This is a genomic window from Nitrospiraceae bacterium, from assembly GCA_020632595.1.
Taxonomy (GTDB): Bacteria; Nitrospirota; Nitrospiria; order Nitrospirales; family UBA8639; genus Nitrospira_E.
Genome location: JACKFF010000003.1, coordinates 247,074 through 267,445 on the forward strand (window position 1 = coordinate 247,074; position 20,372 = coordinate 267,445).

The 20,372-nt window shown below is 50.2% G+C and carries 20 protein-coding genes and 1 pseudogene; 8 read left to right on the forward strand and 13 right to left on the reverse strand.

Features of this window, described 5'->3' with window-relative positions:
- The first annotated feature begins 64 nt into the window (after positions 1-64).
- From H6750_08560 to H6750_08575, 4 genes and pseudogenes are all read left to right on the forward strand, one after another.
- Entirely contained in the window at positions 65-1,324 is a 1,260-nt protein-coding gene (locus H6750_08560; protein MCB9774361.1) for a dicarboxylate/amino acid:cation symporter, read from the forward strand.
- Positions 1,325-2,567: 1,243 nt separating this feature from the next.
- A complete protein-coding gene (locus H6750_08565) occupies positions 2,568-3,281 on the forward strand; it encodes a hypothetical protein (GenBank protein ID MCB9774362.1) in 714 nt (237 codons plus the stop codon).
- An 895-nt stretch (positions 3,282-4,176) separates the two neighbouring features.
- A pseudogene (locus H6750_08570) lies at positions 4,177-5,277 on the forward strand (sel1 repeat family protein).
- Positions 5,183-5,398: an SEL1-like repeat protein gene (locus H6750_08575; protein ID MCB9774363.1), complete on the forward strand. Its 216-nt coding sequence runs from the start codon at positions 5,183-5,185 to the stop codon at positions 5,396-5,398. Before H6750_08570 ends, H6750_08575 begins: the two are co-directional and overlap by 95 nt.
- 74 nt (positions 5,399-5,472) lie before the next feature.
- Here the strand turns inward: H6750_08575 and H6750_08580 are convergent, their stop codons facing one another.
- From H6750_08580 to H6750_08605, 6 genes are all read right to left on the reverse strand, one after another.
- Positions 5,473-5,937: a hypothetical protein gene (locus tag H6750_08580; protein ID MCB9774364.1), complete on the reverse strand. Its 465-nt coding sequence runs from the start codon at positions 5,935-5,937 to the stop codon at positions 5,473-5,475.
- Positions 5,938-6,109: 172 nt separating this feature from the next.
- Positions 6,110-6,706 carry a hypothetical protein gene (locus tag H6750_08585; GenBank protein ID MCB9774365.1) on the reverse strand — a complete coding sequence of 199 codons (597 nt, stop codon included), beginning with the start codon at positions 6,704-6,706 and terminating at the stop codon, positions 6,110-6,112.
- Between the two features lie 940 nt (positions 6,707-7,646).
- On the reverse strand, positions 7,647-8,573 hold the full coding sequence (locus H6750_08590) for a TerB family tellurite resistance protein (GenBank protein ID MCB9774366.1): 927 nt from the start codon (positions 8,571-8,573) through the stop codon (positions 7,647-7,649).
- Positions 8,574-8,767: 194 nt separating this feature from the next.
- A complete protein-coding gene (locus H6750_08595; protein MCB9774367.1) occupies positions 8,768-9,175 on the reverse strand; it encodes a CBS domain-containing protein in 408 nt (135 codons plus the stop codon).
- Positions 9,176-9,611: 436 nt separating this feature from the next.
- The gene (locus H6750_08600) at positions 9,612-9,998 is read right to left on the reverse strand and encodes a response regulator (GenBank protein MCB9774368.1); all 387 of its coding nucleotides are present in this window, start codon (positions 9,996-9,998) and stop codon (positions 9,612-9,614) included.
- A 127-nt stretch (positions 9,999-10,125) separates the two neighbouring features.
- Positions 10,126-10,581, reverse strand: a complete 456-nt coding sequence (locus H6750_08605) for a response regulator (protein ID MCB9774369.1) — start codon at positions 10,579-10,581, stop codon at positions 10,126-10,128.
- Positions 10,582-11,046: 465 nt separating this feature from the next.
- Here H6750_08605 and H6750_08610 point away from each other — a divergent pair, with 465 nt between their 5' ends.
- The 3 genes from H6750_08610 to H6750_08620 all read left to right on the forward strand — a co-directional run bounded on the left by H6750_08610 (position 11,047) and on the right by H6750_08620 (position 13,619).
- Complete coding sequence (locus H6750_08610; GenBank protein MCB9774370.1) at positions 11,047-11,697, forward strand: 2OG-Fe(II) oxygenase; 651 nt, start codon at positions 11,047-11,049, stop codon at positions 11,695-11,697.
- A 453-nt stretch (positions 11,698-12,150) separates the two neighbouring features.
- Positions 12,151-12,720: a 2OG-Fe(II) oxygenase gene (locus H6750_08615; GenBank protein MCB9774371.1), complete on the forward strand. Its 570-nt coding sequence runs from the start codon at positions 12,151-12,153 to the stop codon at positions 12,718-12,720.
- Positions 12,721-12,785: 65 nt separating this feature from the next.
- Positions 12,786-13,619 (forward strand): sugar nucleotide-binding protein, encoded by an 834-nt coding sequence (locus H6750_08620; protein MCB9774372.1) that lies wholly within the window; start codon positions 12,786-12,788, stop codon positions 13,617-13,619.
- Positions 13,620-13,848: 229 nt separating this feature from the next.
- Here H6750_08620 and H6750_08625 read toward each other — a convergent pair whose 3' ends face one another.
- The 7 genes from H6750_08625 to H6750_08655 all read right to left on the reverse strand — a co-directional run bounded on the left by H6750_08625 (position 13,849) and on the right by H6750_08655 (position 19,861).
- Positions 13,849-14,409, reverse strand: coding sequence for an NUDIX hydrolase (locus H6750_08625; protein ID MCB9774373.1), 561 nt, complete (start codon positions 14,407-14,409; stop codon positions 13,849-13,851).
- Positions 14,410-14,415: 6 nt separating this feature from the next.
- The gene (gene gcvT / locus H6750_08630; GenBank protein MCB9774374.1) at positions 14,416-15,513 is read right to left on the reverse strand and encodes a glycine cleavage system aminomethyltransferase GcvT; all 1,098 of its coding nucleotides are present in this window, start codon (positions 15,511-15,513) and stop codon (positions 14,416-14,418) included.
- Entirely contained in the window at positions 15,513-15,851 is a 339-nt protein-coding gene (locus H6750_08635) for an FKBP-type peptidyl-prolyl cis-trans isomerase (protein ID MCB9774375.1), read from the reverse strand. Before H6750_08635 ends, gcvT begins: the two co-directional genes overlap by 1 nt.
- Before the next feature lie 119 nt (positions 15,852-15,970).
- Positions 15,971-17,215 carry an FIST C-terminal domain-containing protein gene (locus H6750_08640; protein ID MCB9774376.1) on the reverse strand — a complete coding sequence of 415 codons (1,245 nt, stop codon included), beginning with the start codon at positions 17,213-17,215 and terminating at the stop codon, positions 15,971-15,973.
- A gap of 130 nt (positions 17,216-17,345) precedes the next feature.
- A complete protein-coding gene (locus H6750_08645; protein ID MCB9774377.1) occupies positions 17,346-18,584 on the reverse strand; it encodes a P1 family peptidase in 1,239 nt (412 codons plus the stop codon).
- 124 nt (positions 18,585-18,708) lie between these two features.
- On the reverse strand, positions 18,709-19,209 hold the full coding sequence (locus H6750_08650) for a GNAT family N-acetyltransferase (protein MCB9774378.1): 501 nt from the start codon (positions 19,207-19,209) through the stop codon (positions 18,709-18,711).
- 13 nt (positions 19,210-19,222) lie between these two features.
- Positions 19,223-19,861 carry a DUF502 domain-containing protein gene (locus H6750_08655; GenBank protein ID MCB9774379.1) on the reverse strand — a complete coding sequence of 213 codons (639 nt, stop codon included), beginning with the start codon at positions 19,859-19,861 and terminating at the stop codon, positions 19,223-19,225.
- A gap of 158 nt (positions 19,862-20,019) precedes the next feature.
- Between H6750_08655 and H6750_08660 the strand changes: the two genes are divergently transcribed.
- Positions 20,020-20,358 (forward strand): hypothetical protein, encoded by a 339-nt coding sequence (locus H6750_08660; GenBank protein MCB9774380.1) that lies wholly within the window; start codon positions 20,020-20,022, stop codon positions 20,356-20,358.
- The last annotated feature ends 14 nt before the right edge of the window (positions 20,359-20,372 follow it).

The window sequence follows — 20,372 nt, forward strand, 5'->3', positions numbered from 1 at the left end:
AGGCTTTTCATCGACCATTGGATAGCCCGTTCCTATTCTTGATGGGGAAACAGCATCCAACCACATGAAAGCCTCCAGCCCGCATCATCTGCTCATCGGCATGCTTTTGGGCATTGTCGTCGGCATTCTCCTGGGTGGGCTTGCACCATCCATCGGATTGAGCTTCGCATTTATCGGTGACCTGTTTTTACAAGCCTTGTTCGCGCTCGTCGTCCCCTTGGTCATGAGTTCAATGATTGTCGGCATTGCCAGCCTAGGCGATGTGCGGCAACTCGGATCAATTGGCCTTCGCACCATCCTATTTTTCATGACCACGACCGGACTGGCGGTGTTGGTCGGCCTGATCTTGGTCATCGTCATTCACCCTGGCACACCAACCGGACAAGCCGACCCTGATACGCCAACGGTACAGACCACAAGCCTGTCAGAACGCATGGAAGACAAACCCACCACCCTGGGTGATTTGTTTAAATCCATCCTCACGAGCTTAGTCCCCAAAAATTTATTCGCGGCCATGGCCGAAACACAAATCCTGCCGTTGATCCTCTTTGCCTTAGTCTTTGGTGCCGTCCTCACCACGATTGGAGAAAAAGGCACGTTAGTCATTCGGGTCTTTGAAGGCATCAATGAGGCGATGATGGCCATTGTCCACCTGCTCATGTGGGTCGCCCCGGTAGGCATTGGCGCCTTGTTAGCCGGGCGGTTAGGCGAAGCCGGGGGGTTCACAGGATTTGGGCCCCAATTGGCGAGCTTAGGAACCTATGTAGGTACAGTGCTTCTTGCCTTAGCCATTCATGGGTTGGTCATGCTTCCTTTATCTTTACGATTTCTCGGTCAACGATCCGTCCCGGCCTATGCCAAAGCCATGAGTACCCCACTGATGACCGCCTTCTCAACCAGTTCCAGTTCGGCCACCCTACCTCTCACGATGGAAGGCCTGATTGAGGAAGCAAAGGTTTCTCGACGGGTCGTGAGTTTCGTGGTCCCCTTAGGAGCCACCATTAACATGAATGGGACCGCACTTTATGAAGCGGTAGCCGCCATGTTTATCGCACAAACCTATGGGATTGAAATGGGTGTGGGGGAAACCATTGTGGTGTTGCTCACCGCCACCCTCTCTGCGATAGGCGCTGCAGGCATTCCAGAGGCCGGACTCGTGACGATGATCATTGTGCTCAAAGCCGTGGACCTGCCAATCGAAGGTATTTCCCTGATCTTGGTGGTGGATTGGTTTCTGGACCGCTGCCGAACAACGGTGAATGTCTGGGGTGACGCAGTCGGCGCCGCCGTCATTGATCGCTGGGAATCTGCGAACAAGACATAAAGCTTCTCTTCGTCTCAACCATCCTTTCGTTCCCGTAACTACCCCAAAGGAATGCCCACTCTAGGGATCATGAAATAGCTTGATCAACTTTTTCATTTGATGTTTGCCGGGTTTCGGCCCGGCAGCCGATCTACTTTTCTTTCGGGAAAAGTAGACAAAACCATTGACGCTCAGTCAGGCCAAATCAGATGGGACGGACGCCAGAGAGAGAGCGGCCCAACTCGCGGAGCCTGCCCTGAGGTTTCTCGAAGGACTCAAACAAGGCCCGCAAGATGAGCAAGAGCGTCCGTCCCTAAGCCCTGACTGCAGGCGTCGAACTTTTGAAGAGGGAGTAATATAGGGATGCGTGACACGAATACGTCAGATTGATGAGCAAGAACAAGGAAAGGCCCCCGCTTGCAGAACAGGGAAGAACGGGAACCGCATCAAACGGCCTCTTAGGACTCAAGATTTCTCTTATACAATATCAACAATACTTGCCCCTAACCCGACATTGTTAATCGAGAATCCATTCGGGATTCTTTCAAACAAATGTTGATGCTTTACGAGGTGCACAGATTGGAATAACTATGGCGTCAAATCCGTTTTCTGTGTTGCCGGGTTTCGGCCCGGCAGCCGAGCCACTTTTGTTTCGGCAAAAGTAGCCAAAACCATGTTGGCCGTGGCGTGGCCCTTCGGGTGCCCTGCGCGGTTCGCTGACTCCGGCGGCGCGCAAACTCGCTACGCTCAAACAGTGCGCGCCTTCTCTCCGGAGTCAGCTGTACTGCTCGGCCATGCCACCAGGCCAGAGGAACCAAAGAAAAGAGTCTCTCAAGTATCTGATGGTGGGATTTGGTCATGCTACATCTGGCGCTTAGTTTGGCCAAAGCTTCGGTAACGTAGTGTAAGAGGCAAAACGACTTGAAGGTAGGGGGATGACATGACATGGGAAAGGAATTCAGGCGTCCGGATCTTGGATTGCAGGACTCGACCCCGCGCTCCTCAGGGAATCTTCCCACTCATTCTGGGGCTTTACTCCAACTGCTGCGCGAGACACATTTAAGAAGGTTTCAAGAAACAGATGGAATAGATGGCGACGTCAATTAGTCAACAAAGGTTTTGCCCCGTATTTTTGTGCAACGACAGACTGGAATTGCAGGGACTAGCTTTTTTCCAGAAGAGTCGATGGCATGTTATTCTGACAGGAAATCGAAGACCCGCATCTTATGCCGAGCAGACTAATTATTGTTAGGGGAATTCCATTGTGCAATGCCGCCTTTGCCTGAAAAATCGCAAGTTGTGCGATTCGCACATCGTCCCAGAGTTTTTATATGGCGACCTCTACAACGATGATCACAAGATGATGGGGATTAATGGGCTGGGAAACCGAGGATGGAAAACTCTTCAAAAAGGAAGCCGTGAGCATTTGCTGTGCAGCGATTGCGAGCAACACTTGAACGAAAAGTATGAGAAACCGTTTCATAAACAGTGGTTGGTGGATCTCCCGTTGCCAGATCGTATCGCGGAAAATGCTGCGCATACTGTCGTCTATGACTACCTGACGTTCAAGCTCTTTCATTTAAGCATTCTTTTCCGCACTTCTGTGAGTTCTCTGCCTACCTTTCGAGAGGTAAATCTTGGAGTGCATGAAGAGCGCATTCGTAAGATGCTCATCTCCGAAAGTCTTGGCCAGGATTGGGAATACCCAATTCTCGCCTTTGCAGTGCTAAATGGGCATGGCGAAGTGGAGAAACGGCTAATTTCATGCCCTATCTCTGGACGGCACGAGGGGCATATCGCCTATGGGCAGATATACGGCGGTGCAATGTGGTGGATATTGGTCTCTTCCCATCGCAACGATCCATTTTGTCGCGCGGGACTACAATTATCCGGCCAGATAACGATGCTCGCGGTACCATGGAATGAAATTGGAGTGGTGCAAGATGCAAGCGAAGCGCTCAGGCGTAGACACCCCTAATACGGCACTCAACACAAACGCGGCAAAAGCACCGCGTCGATTAGTTTTCCGTTATTCGGATAGAATTATGAGTGCGAGATTAAAAAGGGGAGGCTACCTTTTAATGAACAGTACAGTTAAAAAAGTCTGGTTTTATGGTAGACTAACGCTTCTTAAGAAGCTGGCGCAGCGAGCGGGAAACAAGGGCTCAAACATAGTCGGCCAGGGCGGCCGAAGGCTCATAGCAAGAAAAGGTAGCGTCTCCTTTGCTGGCATTCTAAGGGCTCTTCTTTTATACACCCTGCCCTTATGTGTCAGCCTTTCCGGGTGTGCTTCTCCACGTTACTACGAAAGTCTTCCGGCAGCGCGATCAGGCATTCTCGCTTATCATGATGTCTCAGATCCTGAGGCGACGCGCGCTGTCTTAATAACACGTCGTCTTCTTGCGTCTCGCCCCATTCCTGTGGAAAATGTTTTTATCATCACGAGTAATTTAAAAAATCCTAAAACCGGCAACCAATTTTTTACTCTGGAAGATAATGCAGGGTCGCTCCGTTGCGGTGATGACTCGCCTCTCGACGGGTGTATTTTTGTTGGAATGAAGTTAATCCAGGGGCTTTCTGACGATGCACTGGCTGGCGTTCTCGCTCATGAGCTTGGACACCTGGAAAAAGGGCATATTGGCTCGGATCGAGTCAATACAGCTCTCGGTGTGGCCCGCTCCGCACCTCAATTCTGTACGCCGAGTCAAGATCCTACAGCAACATTGATAATGTGTGGAATAGGTTTGGGAATATCTCTCGTAAGTTTTGCTGTGGCTGCTGAAACTGCGGGGATGGACCGTGACATAGAACGGGAAACAGACCAGGCCGCATGGGATCGTCTGGCTCTCTCCGGGTATTGCGCTGGCCGGACAATGAAAACAGCGTTTGAAGAACTATCGAAACTTACTCCTGAAGGAGGTAAGAGCGATTTATTTTCGACCCATCCTAGTTACAGCGAACGATGGGCGAACGCAGATCCTAGTTGTGGAAGCTTAGCGACAGCCAGGGAACCAGTGAAGAAGCAAGACTATCTTGCAGAGAAACAGAAAACTATCGAAGAAGCGCGCGAGTATTACGTGAAAGCGGCTGCCCAGGGCAACGCGGAGGCGCAGTACAATCTCGGAGTGCTGTATGCCAATGGAAATGGCGGTCCCCAGGACTATGCCATAGCACGCGGATGGTACGAGAAAGCCGCAGCCCAGGGCTACGCGGGGGCACAGAACAACCTCGGGATACTGTATGAGCACGGGTGGGGCGTCCCCCAGGATTATGCCATGGCACAGCAATGGTGGGAGAAAGCTGCTGCGCAGGGCAACGCGGAGGCACAGTTCAACCTCGGGCTGCTATATCAGGATGGGTGGGGCGTCCCCCAGGACTATGCCATGGGACGGCAGTGGTATGAGAAAGCCGCAGCCCAGGGCTATGCGGGGGCACAGTACAACCTCGGGTTGCTGTATCAGAACGGGTGGGGCGTCTCCCAGGACTATGCGGCGGCGCGTGAATGGTATAAGAAAGCCGCAGCCCAGGGCGACGCGGGGGCACAGAACAACCTCGGGGTGCTGTATCAGAACGGGTGGGGCGTCCCCCAGGACTATGCCACGGCGCGCGGATGGTACGAGAAAGCTGCTACGCAGGGCTACGCGGGGGCACAGAACAACCTCGGGGTACTGTATGCCAACGGAAATGGCGTCCCCCAGGATTATGCCATGGCACGGCGATGGTTGGAGAAAGCCGCTGCGCAGGGCTACGCGCCGGCACAAAACAACCTCAGGAGGCTGTAAGCCAACGGAAATGGCGTCTCACAGGACAATGCCATGAAACGGGAGTGGTACGAGAAAGCTGCTGGGCAGGGCAACGCGGACGCCAGAACAACCTCGGGTGCTATATCAGAACGGGTGGGGCGTCCCACAGGACAATGTGCGTGCGTATATGTGGTTTACCCTCGCGGTCGAGCAAGATCAACGACAGGGTAGAAATATGTTGGAATTAGGCGCACAACGAGATGCTATTAGGAATCAGTTGACACCCGCGCAGGTTGCGGAAGCACTGCGGCTGGTGAATCAATGTCAGACACAGCAGCTCAAGGGCTGCTGAGTAGTACTCCCTAGCGTGGAGGCCACAGGCGGTGCGCAGCGGCTTTACTGCCCATGGACGGGTGGACCGCAGAATTATGTTTCAGCAAAACGGAGGAGAACATGAATTTTCTCCTCAATGATTTCACCGCTTGCAACCTCTCGCCCTTCCTCGTCTTGACGTGCCCATTCACCTCCTGTTCTGTCATAAACGTTTTGACACGCATCCTTGCGATAGTTCTCCCATGCAGATTGATATTCCTCGCGTTTGTCTTCGGGAATGAATACACGGAACTCCTCAACTGCGGCAGCTTGCCTGAGGAGTTCGCTCTTGATGAACTTAACCTCATCAGGCCGATCATGGGTTCCATGTTGCCTGGCAAGGTAAATCATAGCCAGAGCGGGAGCGAAGGCGGCTCGCAATTGTGCACAAGCTGCCCAATGTTTTTTGAGTTTTTCAAGGCGAGTGGCGAGCCAATATGCGGAGAGTGCCCCGATAACTCCGCCAATGACTGTAAATCCTCCACCAATGATTGCAAGCGTGTAGGCATCTATTTCCATGGAACAGTACCCCAGTTCTTTGGCACGTTAGTCATTGGGTTTATAGTTACCCTTATACGCATATTGGCGCTAAATGGAAAGTATGCAGGCAGATGAAACTTAACGTCACGGATGTTTAGCTGGAGCAGGCGACGCGGAGCGGCACTGGCGACGGCATATTTCCATTCGGTTGTTAGAGTTCTGTACGAAAAACCTGCGCCCATTCATGTAGCTTTTCCATTGCTTCTAAATCGTTCAAGCGCGAAAGTAGGTCGTTGCCTATTCTCACGCGAATCTCATTTCCAAATTCAATCAATTGCACCAACTCCTGTTCGGGATAGCTCGGTTCCACTGAACCGACTCTATTTCTGCGCAAGACATGCTCGGATCCGCCGTGGGTTAGGTCATGAAATGCCTTTAAATTTTTCTCCACAGTCGCATGAATCCAAGCGCCGCCAGATTCCGCATCCTTAGGAATTTCTGCAAGGAGATCACGGAATTTGGGGCATTTACCGTTATTGAATTTGAAGACCTGATCATCAGATGCATATTTGGATATCCAAAAACCACGAACATACGCTTCAAAGAGCGGTCGGGCGAGAGATAAAGCAGGCCCCGGAAACTGGGCATCGAGCAACACAATGATCGCGTTGGCGATATCCTCCGAGTGCTGGAGAAGAGCGTGCCCCGTCCGCTCCCTTATGCCATCGGGAAACATCCTTTCGTTCGTCTTCTCGTGCAGCCACACTCCGAAAGCCTTGGCCTGATTAATGCTTTGCGCAAGGGACATTGTTTGGAGCCCTAACTATTGAGCAAATTAGTCAGTAGCACTCACTGGCTTATGCAGTCTATCCGGCTAAATCCGAATCCGTTTAACTGGGATTCCTTCATGTTTCTCACCCCTTAGGACCATCCCACATTCCATTGTCAAAAACAAATACTGCAAGTCCGGTCAGCCTATCCTGGTCTCCGCATATAGCGGAATGATGGAACCCATCTACCTGGGGTTGTGAGTTGGTTTCACATCTTTAAATCCTGATTTTGGCCAACCGTATGCTGGAAAACCTCGTGGCTCCGTCCCGCGCCCATTCACCATTGATCGTCCCACCCCTCACTCTTTTCCCTCCCCGCTGGGGCGAGATTTAAAGCAATCTGGCCTGTGGCCGTGGCAAACCATACAGAGTATACGCATAAAAAAAGCAAATACGTCTTATTTGAATGTCTCAAATTCCTCCCTTTCCCTCCTCTTCCCAATGTCCGATGCCTGCTGGCCGGCCCTCGGGGCGGACGCTCTTTGTATCCGGCGGGCCTTGTTTGAGCGGAGCGAGTTGGTCCGCTCTTCAATCCTGCGTCCGACCCTTCCAATTTGGCCGGACTGGGCGTCAATGGTTTTGCCTACTTTTCCCGAAAGAAAAGTAGGTCGCCTGCCGGGGCGAAACCCGGCAATACAGAAAATCGACTACACTCTATGGGTAGATCAATAAGAGCAAAGGTCAACTTGCGAGGATTTTTGAATGAATAAACGAGATGGATTCTCGATAACTATTGTCGGGAATGGCAGCGAAGGAATTGACTGAATACAAGGTCATGGAATGAGACAACCACACATGACTGACCCATTGGATTGAACGAGGACTCTACCTCCCCTAGCCCCCTCCTTACAAAGGAGGGGAACTTCCAGATACCGGGAAGACTCTCACTTACCATAGGAAATTCAGAGGGATCGCATCCTAGAGCCCTTTGCGATCTTCTCGCGGAATAGCCAGCTTGGCATCAAGAAAATCCTGGTGACTAAGGTCCATGCCTTTCGCAATGCTTCGAATTTCCTCAATTTCCTCAAATGAGGTCTGTTCGGCCGCATTGGCCACTTCAAATAAACAATGGAGAAACTCTTGCCGTTCAGTCCTCGTCGTTAATTCTTTAAAACGTTTCACCAATCGCACGCTATCCAAACCCCGGAAAATCCGGTGATGACTAATTTCCGCCACCAGTTGTGCCTGTTCTTCTGTTAATCCCCAGTGACGTTTGAGTACAGCACTCATGGCCGTGGTTTCTACTGCATCCACCACATGATCAACGCCGGCTACCCGTGCCATCAATCCCGCGGCGAGACACAGCTTGCGAATCTCGGCGTCAGGGAGATCAAAGGTGATGCCCCGATCCCGTAATTCCATTGTGACCTGGAAATAGATGGTGTTTTTAATGAAATCCTCCAATCGGCTCTCACGATCATGCTCGCCGGTATAACGCTGCCCCCGCAGATTCAAGATTTGTCGAAATGGTCGTCGAAGGTGTTCTAAAAATCCGCTACTCCCCTCCTCAAGATCGTTCCTAAGCTGTTGGACCACTTCTGTCTGTTGATCCCCACCTGATGGCTCTGAGGACAGAAGTTTTTCAAGCGTTCCTAAAGCCAAGGCTTTATCCTCAGCCGATCCCATACGTCCTAGCACGCGATGTAAAAGACGTTGCCGTTCTTCCTCGCTCACCGGGGAAACCATATACAGCTCCAATTCCATCCATTCCTCTCCGGAAATATCCGGCAATTGAAACAAGAGTTCTTTTAACCCGTTCACTTCGGTGGACGACAGTTTCCCATCAGCCCATGCGGCACCGATCAAAAGTTTACCAAGTTCAAGAACAAAGCTTTTATCGACCATCCTTATCCTCCCTTTCTGTGGACTCTAGACATGGCATACCTGTAAATCATCAGGCTCGCCTGCCTTGTCAACAACATTCATAATGCTGTGGGAAATGCTAGGGTCAGTATACCGAAGGGAATCCAGAGGCTAAAGAAGCCGGTGAGATAAGATACAAGGGGCATCCCCCAACACCGTTATCTGTAGGAGGATACTTATGAATCACCGGCGAAAACAGGGGATTCCAGAATAGCTCTCAACACATCTTTCCACGTGACAATCCCCAGAACCTCACCACCAATAGTCGTGATCGGAAGGCAAGAGACCCCTCGGGCTAACATCAATTCGGCCGCTTCCTGCAAAGTGCAGGATGAACGAACCGTCACCGGATGATGCGACATAATTTGATGAGCACGTTTATTGAGGGTCGCTCGATCCCGGGTGGTTTCCGACATCGTTCCGACAAACGGACTGACGGCTTTTAACATATCCCGGTCGGAAATGATTCCCACTAGCCTGTTATTGTCCACGACAAGTAGATGATGAAACCGGACTTTCTTAAAAATGTCCCGGACCACCTCGAGTGAATCATCCATCTCAATGGTCACAACTCTGGTGGTCATAATTCTGCCGATTACCCTGGTTCTCGTCTCTGATTCCAACTTACGAGGTCCTCATGGTAGGGGGTGACTGAAATCAGACCTTTCCACAAAACTTGGCCGTCAGCGGCTATCGCCGTTACCCTTCCTCTTCGGTATCCGAGAATTAAAAGTTTACAGGGGGGTCTTCATCCCATGAACATGGCAACGGACAAGGAGATGTCAATCATGTGGAAAGCTCTGCTGTCCGCAGGATTCCACAGAGCACTGATGGAAGTATCCGCGACTAGGACTGCCATTACTGAGTTCACTCAGGCATCGCACACCAGACTCAATGACCTGTTCACCTCATGATGGGGCCATTCCTCATTCCGGTCTTCCCACCACCGTCCGTCCGTTCAGCATATTGCAGATTCATGGAATCTTTGCACACATCGCCCATCGGAGGTAAACAAAAGATTCACGTCGATGAATCAGGCAGAGTACTCAGCAGTTCTTTCACAAGGCTCACCAGATCATTCAGGAGAAAAGGCTTGGGGAGTGTGCGGGTGGCACCAAACTCAGCCGCCTCTACCAAAAATTCCAAATCACGATTCCCACCTCCCGACATGGCAATCATTAATGGAGGAGAAGGTTTCCCAGCAAGTGCCCGTATCACTTCTAGGCCGTCCATTTCAGGCATGAGCACATCAGTAATGACCAGATCAACGGGACTCTCATGATAAAGCCTTAGCCCCAGTCGGCCATCGGAAGCAGTCTGAACATCATAGCCTTCCATCACCAACCGATCTCGCAAGGTTGAACATAATTCGGGGTCATCTTCCAAGAGTAAAATTTTCGCTTTCACATATCCACCTCACCAAGGTCTCGATTACCGTTATCTCACGACGCAATTTTGCATATTTTTGAGGTTTTTATCGGATTTCATGAGCAAAAATTTCAAACCACTCCCTCACAAAACGGCTTGGGGGAGGTTATGGCTTGCCGGCTCGGGATACCAAGGCCAGAAGCTCATGATAATCAATCGGTTTTTCCAGAAACGCAAAAGCCCCTGCTTGCATTGCTTCTTTTTCAATTTCCCTTGTCATATTACCACTCACAAGTATGACTCGCACATCCTGTCCCTTCACACGGTAGGACAGGGCTTTCAGAAAATCCAGCCCATTGAGAACGGGCATATGATAATCTGATATGACAATATCCACGTCGAGCCCTCCATCCAACAAAACCAGGGCCTCCCGACCATCCTCGGCTTCCTTCGCAGTAAACCCGTGACTCTCCAAATACAGACGCAAGGCCTGCCTGAAAGGCCGGTCGTCTTCAATTAATAAAATTGGTTTTTTCATAATTTGGTACGCCAATGGACTAGCCACATAGATGTCGGGGATCGTCACATGGCCTGTGACATCGCCTATCGTTTCCATGCTCATGAATCGCAACCTGATAAAAGGTTATGAATCAATTGATCCCTGCTCGATCCAACTTCCTAAAGAAGCAAAAGTATTGCCAAGCTCTTTCTTTATAGCTTTCAATAGAATTTTCAAAGTAACGCATTGAAATTAAAAGTAAATTTTTCTTAGAACTCGACCCACTGCCCATTTAGAGTGAGGGAAGTCTCAATTCAGTTATCTAAATAGATAAGGGGCGTATCCCTTGGAATGCTTATAGAACGATGCATTTATCCTCCTCCCTAAAACCTCCCTGGATTTCTCAAGAAAGGAGAAGGCATCTCTACCGATAAGACGGGCCCACAGTCCTTTAACCCAGTAAACCCTTAAAGGGGTACTTTTGCGGAACATGCATCTCATTTCTCATTTGATACCCTATGGGAAACTTGCTAAAAGAAGGCTCCAAGTTTTATGAATCCAACCCTAACTTTTGATGTCCTCTGAAGCATGAAAGCCAATTTCTCCCAATTTCATCCTGACCAATTTTCGTTTGCCAAGGACCCCGTGTTGATCCTGGAAAATTTTTGGAGTCAGGAAGAACGGAAGGTTGTTCGGGAAGCCATGGCACAATCGAAATGGATTGCCTTGGCGGATATGCCAGCCGTAGCTCAAGCCTTTCCCAATTGCGGCAATTGGAAGAAATCAGACATTGGCCCCTCTGAGGCTACTCATTTCATCCAACGGGTCGGAATGTCCTGCATTGCCGCCTATGTTGAATCCTTCCCAAACATCAAAAAGCGGCACGTTAATTTTAACTATTATTCGTATAGTGCGGGTGACTGTCTCCCTACCCACGACGATACGGACGACCTCTATACCTATGCCAAGGGCCGTCGACCACCAACCCGTCGTCTCGCCTTGGTCACCTATTTCCACGAAGAGTGGCATCCGGATTGGGGAGGGGAACTTATTTTGTATGGTCCTCCCACGAATTCTAAAAAGAATACGTCCTTACAGGTGACACATTGCATTCCTCCATTGCCGGGATCTTTGGCCATTTTCGCAGTGCCTCGACAACATCGAGTCTGCCGGGTAGACGTTCTTGCTGGAGACCATACCCGCCTTTCCATCGCCGGATGGTTCATGACAGAACATTGAAACACTTCACAGCACCCAAACCTTTTTCAGTCTTTTCATTTCAAATCCGGAAGAGATCCCACTTCCCGAAGCTGTGATGCAGCAGGGCCTTCCCAGCTTGAAGCTCCTGCCATGAAGGCTCACAACGTGTCCCGATTGGGTGAGACGTTGCCGTACCCTAGCGAATGGTTGAAAAACTCAAAATTTTTTGAGAGCTTATCGGGATCAAAATTTTTACAATCATCCATGAGCGAAACAGGATACGCAAAAAGGCCCGTCCAGCAAGGCCGGGATGACCATATTACGCAGGGGGAATCTGAGGGCTGGCCACACAACCGCCTTGGGGATTACAATCGCACGACGGCTTCTTTGGGCAAAAGGGATGGAAAGACTGAGTACGCAATGGAGTGGAGAGGGTGCCATTTCAAGCTTCCACCTGCGACGTCAGACATCTGAATTTCAAGGAGATGCGCAATGGATAAGGTATCGGATTATATTTTTGTGACGAACGTGATTCCTCGACATATTTGCCAGGAAGTTCTGGAGGAAATTAAAAACAAAGCGTGGAAACCTCATACCTGGTATAACTATTCAGCCGATAATTTCAAATCCGAGCCTGAAAAAGAATTAGATACCCTCAATACCACCCAGGCCCTACAGGATAAGTTAGCCCCGTTTATCTGCCAATCCGTCGAAGAATACATGATGAAGTTTGCGAAGCAGGAAGATGAACGCATTAAAAGTTTTATCCAAACCTTCACGCCCATACGGTTTAACCGGTACCGCACCGGAACCATGATGAGGAAACATTACGATCATATTCATTCGATTTTTGACGGGAAATATAAAGGCATCCCCATCTTGTCCTTATTAGGGGTGCTGAACGAGGGCTATGAAGGGGGCGAATTTCTCTTCTCTTCCCACCATGAGGTGAAACTGAAAACCGGGGATATGCTTGTCTTTCCTTCCAACTTCATGTATCCACATGAAGTCAAAGAAGTCACCAAGGGTGAACGGTACACCTTTGTAGGTTGGGCATTTTAAATTGTGAGACTACGGGAAATCGCCACCTTCATGATTTACCCCATTTCCTCAATGCCTCGGCGCAGATGACCCATTCCACGCTCCTCTTCGGCGCGACCTCCATTCTTGGGTTCAACCTCGCCAGATTATTTCCGGACACCATTCTGCCGTTTATCTCCCCGGGCAATTCTTCGAAATCAGTTTGTGAGTGGCCGGTCCTTCAGTTGGAAAATTCAGATTGGGTGGAACGCACCTTGGCTCAATATCAGCCGAAAGTCCTGTTGTATTGCCATGCGGTGTGTGATGTGCCGAAGTGTGAAGCCGACCCCGATTGGGCGCATGAGATCAACGTCCAACATCTCGGTCGTGTGGTGGAGAAACTACCAGCCCATATCCGATTAGTGTATGTGTCCTCGGATCATGTCTTTGGCGGGGATGGGGAGTACCATGAATATTCTCCCCCATGCCCAATTAGTGTGTATGGCCAGACCCGTGTCAACGCAGAAAAGCTGGTTTTGAATCGACACGGGTCGCTGGTGATTCGGACGGGTCTGGCGATTGGCCCTTCCCCGAACGGGCGCACAGGGCATTTGGATTGGCTTCGTTACCGCACTCAACAGCATCTACCCATTACCATTGTTGAGGATGAATCTCGCTCCGTTGTGTGGGTGACAGATCTGGCCAGACGCGTCATGAAATTCGCACAGAGCACTGAGACAGGCATCCGGCATATCTCCGCCACTCGGGCTGTATCAAGAGTGGAATTGGCCAAGCATCTGATGTCGATTTTGGGAGCACCTCCCACTTTCCGGTGCGAGAGCCGTCATCAACGGCCGGCCCCACATTTGGGCCGGGTGGCATTAACCAGCGCCTATGCAGATAACCTTTCTCTGCCCTTGGCAAGCGTCCTGGATGGCTGAAGAATCTAATTCTCAAATACGCCATCCCCTAGATTGTCTTACAGATTAAGCTTGTGGCACACCAACCCCTCTGGCTTTCTAAACAAACAAATCCGGCCAACGCGCAGATGACTGGTTTTTGGAAAATTGAACTGTAGGGTTCAACAGCGTCCTGGAAGTTTCTTCCTAATTGTGTGGCGGGTGTATCCAATGCGAGGAGTCTGGGCCCTTTCGATCAACCTGTGACCGGCTAGGCGGATGAAGAATGAGAGGCTAGAAATACGAGCTGCAACCCGATAATTGTTTTGGCATCACGAATAGTGCCGTCCTGAATAGCGGCCAACGCCTTTTCAAGCGGCCATTCCACCACTTCCAACACTTCATCGTGGTCCAAATTCTGGCGTCCTTCCTTCAGATCCGTTCCCCGATAGATATGGATGACTTCATCCGTAAATCCTGGAGCGGTCCAAATACTGGTGAATAACTCCAACCGACCGGCCTGATAGCCAATTTCTTCCTCCAGCTCGCGTGCGGCACAGATGAGCGGGTCTTCCTGGGGATGTAGTTTGCCCGCGGGGATTTCATAAATAAACCCTCCCGCTGCATGGCGAAATTGCCGAATGAGGATAACGGTACCGTCATCTTTGACCGGAACAACAGCCGAGGCGCCAGGATGGCGAATTACTTCTAAGTCAGTGGACTGCCCATTGGGCAATGTTACCGTTTCGCGGTTGAGAATTAAGACTTTTCCGGCATAGATATGTTCAATCGACAAAGGAGTTCTCGTTTCAGTCAGATTGATGAATACAATGGCGTTTTAAGATTTTGGACGCTTGTAAAACGGAAGTGTGACGATCTTGGCTTGTACCCGTTTTCCACGAATGTCGATTTCAAGCGACATGCCTTCCTTGCACAGCGCAGGGGGCACATATCCTAAGCCAATCCCTTTTTGCAAAATTGGCGAAAAATTTCCACTGGTGACCTTACCCACCAATTGTTCCTTGCTGGAAATAGTCATGTCGTGGCGTGGAATACCGCGTTCCACCATTTCAAAGGCAGCAAGCTGACGAGTGAGACCATCCTTCTGTTGTTTGCGTAACGCGAGGTGTCCTTGAAACTCGCCTTTATCCCAGGCCACTACCCACTCGGCACTTGCTTCCAGCGGGGAGGTGTTCTCATCTATATCGTTGCCATACAGCAAGTAGCCCACGTCTAACCGCAAAAGATCTCGCGCCCCTAGCCCTGCGGGTTTGGCTTCGAATTCCGCTCCCGCCTTCAATAGTCGATCCCACGCGGAGGCCGCTTGCGCCGCAGGCACATACCATTCATATCCAAGCTCTCCGGTATATCCCGTTCGACTCAGCAAACCGGAAAATTCCATGCCCTCCAGCGCCAAACAATTTCGGGGCTTCAGGGTTTCAATTTGTACTCCCATGAGGTTTTGCATGATGGCTTTTGATGCCGGCCCTTGAATGGCAATTTGGGCCAACTCTGCTGATTGATCACGAATGATCGCTCGCGGAAATCTTTCCGACTGCTGCTTCAAGAACCACTGGAGCATCTTTTCCCGATTGGAGGCATTGACGCAAACCAAAAACGAGGCGGACCCGGTTTTATAGACAAATACGTCATCGAGAATGCCACCGGAGGGTTGGCAGGCCATACCATATTGGGCCTGCCCTTTCTGGAGGCGACTGATGTCATTGGTACTGACCCATTGAAGAAAGGCTTCAGCCTGGTCTCCTGATACCTCGATGCGTCCCATGTGACTGACGTCGAAGAAACCAGCCGCTTTCCTGACCGCAAAATACTCCTCAAGGACACCGGTATATTGGATGGGCATGAGCCAGCCGGCGAAATCCACCAGCTTGGCATTGAGCGCACGATGGGCGTGAACGAGCGGGGTTTCGTTCATCAACGCAGATCGAGCAGTTCGACTTCAAAGATGAGAGTGGCATTGGGGGGAACAGCTGCTCCGGCACCTCGAGAACCGTATCCCAATTGCGGCGGAATTACCAATTTGCGGATACCGCCGATTTTCATCCCTTCGACGCCCTCGTCCCAACCCTTAATCACCCGGCCCGCCCCTAATCGAAAGGAAAATGGTGAATTACGATCTTTAGAACTATCGAATTTTTTTCCGTCGGTGAGTGTCCCCGTGTAATGGACAATGGCGGTTTCTCCGGCATGGGCTTCACGCCCGGAACCAATGACGAGATCGACATATTGTAATCCAGAAGGCGTGGTCACCATCGCTTCTTCCGCCGCCTTACCAGCCAGAGGATTCAATACAAATATAATAAGAAGGATGATCCAAGACCCTATAATGAATACGGGTAATCGAAGACCTGATTGTAATGGTATACCGTTTTTCATGAACCTCTCTCTTTGCTAATGTGAAACGTATCCGATGCCATGCCCGTTTTTGATGGGCGAGACACTTCGTCGTAAAACAGGGCCATACTGGCCGTATAACCATGCAAAAAATTCTTCCCGCTCACGGGGCCAATTTCTCCACCTGCAAAGAACCCCGCTATTGGCATGGTTCCCATTTGTTGTTGCAGAGTGGACACATCATGGTGAGGAGTTTCGAAAAATCGCCGCCCGCGCCCATTACAACTAAATAGCAACGCGCCTTTAGGCAGGCTGTCCGGATGGGTCATTCGCTCCTTCGATAAAAGTAAATGGAAGTCTTCACTCGCGGCATGAGCATCCCGCACATGGAACTGAATCGTTTGGCCCTCCTGGACAAAGTCCGCGATGGCGAGACTCCCAGATTCCCGATCGGCTCCTAACAGGCCACGGATCAAAAAGTCCCCTTGGCCGAATTCGGGGCGATGTTCGTCCATGGCAATACCCACTTGCAGTCCGTGCGCCACTTGTTGTTGTTCGTGTTCATCCAACGCTTTCAAGGTGGTTTCCAACCGCTCCAACGGCGGAATTCCCCCAAGCTCCTGAATGATATTTCGATCGACCTTGGTCACAACATACCGTTCACCAATAGGTTGGCACCCTTGAGACACCACCGTCCGGATTTCCAATCCACCCTGAACGGCCACACCTACAACCCCGGACCCGATAATGTCGCGATTCAAGACCAGGCGGCTTTCCCCAACATCCATGCCTCCACTGGCAATTCCTCCAATAGCGGACGAGCCGGGAGCATGCTCCTCCAACTGAAACAATAATTCATCTATGGGGGTAGAAAACGGATCGGCAAAGAGGAAAAACGTGTAAGGATGGGTAATGTCTTCCAATGCCACCGGCCAGCCATCTAGTGACGCTTCCTCACCCTCTGTATCTGGCGTTAACTTGAAGGGCACCACTCGCAGATTAGTGGTTCTCAAGCCCCAGAGCACCAGACCAGGATGTTCTTCAATTTCCTGATCGCCTCCAATTACCCCTTGTCCCATACACCCCACCAGTACCTGAGGACGAAGGTTCTCGTGGATAATGTCGACCATGCGTTGAATATCCGAGGAATAATGGGGAGAAAAAAAGACAAATGCGAGATGACACTCCGCTTGGCCTAATGCCTCATACACCGATACTGCTACCGCCTGGGCGGCCGCTTCTGGATGAGCTTCTTGGGAAAGGGCAACGTGACACTGCATCATAATTCAATAGTTTCGAAGTCTAGCAATCCCCGCCAAACGATGTCCATGAAAGAGATTTGGTGAATTTTTTCCTCTTTGCCTACCCATTTGCGATAAAGCCAAAAAAACATTCATCCTGGACGGAAGCTGTTTACTGAATTGGGCGGCCATAGGTATTTAAAATCGAACGGAGTCTTTCAACAGAGATCGCCTCAAAGCGTCGTCCATCTCTACCTGTAACCGTCGTGGCTTGCAACAAGGCATTGAGAATGGCCTCTTCCGTGGCCTCTACCGCGGCTTGAAACAGGGGGTTGATATGGGTATCGGCAAGGTGGGCCATAAAAAATGTCCGGTGTTCCGGATAATGAGGAATAACATTGCCGGTGGAAAACGCCAGGACAAAATCTCCACTGCCATGATGGGAGATGGACCCGGTTCGTGCCAATCCTATGGTAGCCCGGCGCGAGAGTCTAGACAGTTGCCGTGCATCAAGGGGAGCATCCGTCGCAATAATGATAATAATGGACCCACTGTCCTGTCGTCTTTGAAGGATCTCTCCCGGAAGCTCGCCCAGAGCTGTTACAATCGACTCTTCGTGGGCTTTGCGTGAAACGGTTGACAGATCCGTATTATAGATTTTTCCCACCGGCACTCCCTCGATCGTTAATTCATGGCGACGGCCATGGTTCGCATTCACCAACACGCCGACACGATATCCTCCTTCTTCGGATGGAAGCACTCGAGAGGCGGTACCAATGCCACCTTTAAATTGATAGGACACCATTCCTGTCCCTGCCCCGACAGACCCCTCTGGAACAGGACCTATTGTTGCCGTTTCCAGGGCGTGAATCACATCTTCCGGAGACACATGTCTTCCCTGACTATCATTCAGTCGACTATCGTCGCATTCAGCCACCACAGGGGTGAGCGTATCATCAGTTATCCCAATGTCGGGATAGCGCTGAATCATCCAGCTCATGACCCCATCGGCCACGCGAGGGACATTCAAGGTATTCGTTAACGCGATGGGATATTCTAAAAACCCTGATTCCGCAACCCAGGCCAACCCCGTCATTTCCCCTGTCCCATTTAATACAAACGCACCAGCTGGAACTTTATGATGCCAAACATCTTCACGCGGGATAATAACGGTGACACCGGTCCGAACCGGGCCTTGACCTGCCTGCAAAGCCCCCTCGCCTTCATGAATGGTGACATGTCCCACTTTCACCCCTTGGACATCGGTGATGGCATTCATTTCCCCCGAAGCATACCGGCCAATGGTGATTCCAAGATCTTTCACATGGGGGCGGGGTTCTACAAAATCCTGTGTGGCAGAGGCATTGGCCACTACGGCAGAGGCAGTCCATACACAGCCAATTCCTAACATGCTCAAAAGAAAGACCTGTACGCCGTGATTCAATCCGGGAAAACGCATATTTCCAGTCCTATCTGTCCTCCAGCCCATTCACCCATAGCAGGGAAGATACAGGAAGATACATATCCGCCATTTATTATGGAAAGGACGGGGATGCCCAGGAAAACTCTTTCTCATACATATGGTAGGCGGTTTCTTGAAATCCGAGATGGGCATAGGCCTGGTGAGCCGGATGATTTTTCTCTTCTACATAAAGGCGACATCCACAAACCTGTTCCTGGCTCAAATGGGCTTGGCTTTGCACATACTCATAAAGCTGCCGAAAGATTTGCTGTTGACGCTGTTCTGGATGCACATACACACTTTGAAGCCACCAAAAATTCCCGTTTCGCCAATCACTCCACTCAAAGGTGACCAGTATTTGCCCAACTACTTTGAGCCGGTCACCATGAATAGACTTTTCTGCAACTGCATACCATCCCTTGGCAGAATCTTTGAGAAGTGCCTCTACACCTGACTCGAGAATCCGACAATCTAATGCGCGATTTTCAGTTTCCTTGGCTAAAGCCATGTTAAAACTTACAATAGTATTCAGATCAGACATGGTTGCCCGCCTGATTATCACTGGGGATGACATATCCATTCCCAGATCAACTATCCCTCGTCGGAACATGTGCTGGTGACAACCATCCCGGTCGGGGGCGGTAGAGTCCGGCAGAAAACTCCATTTTCATTGCCTCCTCTGGTCGTAACTGAATTCGATTCACACTTTCTTCTGGGACAAAGGCCAGATAGCCGGTAAACGGATGAATGGCTGTCGGAACAAAGACCATCATTAGAGGTCCGTCAGGGGATACTTGTAGCCTAGGTGGAGGTACTCCCATGTCAAAACCTAATGCCCAAAGCCCGTCACGTGGAAACGGAAATGCGACGACCTTGCTTTGACCAAATCGATCGCGGAACTTGAGGACATCCGCCATACTTTTAAGGGTGTAATAAATACTACGCACAAAGGGAATACGCTCCAAAGAATCTTCCAATTTTCGATGAATCTGCTGGCCAAGTAAATGTGTCGCTCCCATGCCCACCCAGAGGACAAGAAGGCAAAAAAATGTGATCCCTGAACCGGGAATCCTCACACCATATAACGCCCACACAATGTCTACCGTCATATGCTCTAAGGCTTCGAGTAGCGTATAGAGGATTAATAAGGTTCCCCAGGCTGGAATAATAAGAAATAGCCCAGTCAGGAGATACCGTTTGAAAGTATGATCAGAAAGGGTGTGCATAGAAAAAAAGAGGATTGAAATTCAATCAGTCTAGCAAAAACCCGCCCCCTCCGCAGCATCCAGGGACACAATGTTTTGTGTTCCCACAAATCCGAATTTTCTGAAAAATTCTTGCTACAAAGGAAGGTCAGTGCTACTCTTCATTTTGGGAAGAGTTGGTGATTTTGCTGCCACATTTTGAAAGGAGTTATATGGTGCGCCCTGAAGATTCAGCTAAAGGAAAAGGTGAGATCGCTGCTGACCTATTGGCAATACTCTGTTGTCCAGAGACAAAGCAAGAAGTGTGTTTATTGGATCAAACCGTTGTTCAACGATTGAACCAAAGAATTTCAAAAGGAGAATTGAAGACGAAGGGAGGTCAACAGGTCACTGAACAGATCGATGGAGGACTGCTTCGAAAAGACAAGAGCGTGGTCTACCCTATCCGTGACCAAATTCCAATTATGCTTATTGAAGAAGGCATTCCCATAGAGAAATCGGATCTTTCGTCCATATAAGTCTTTAGTTCCAG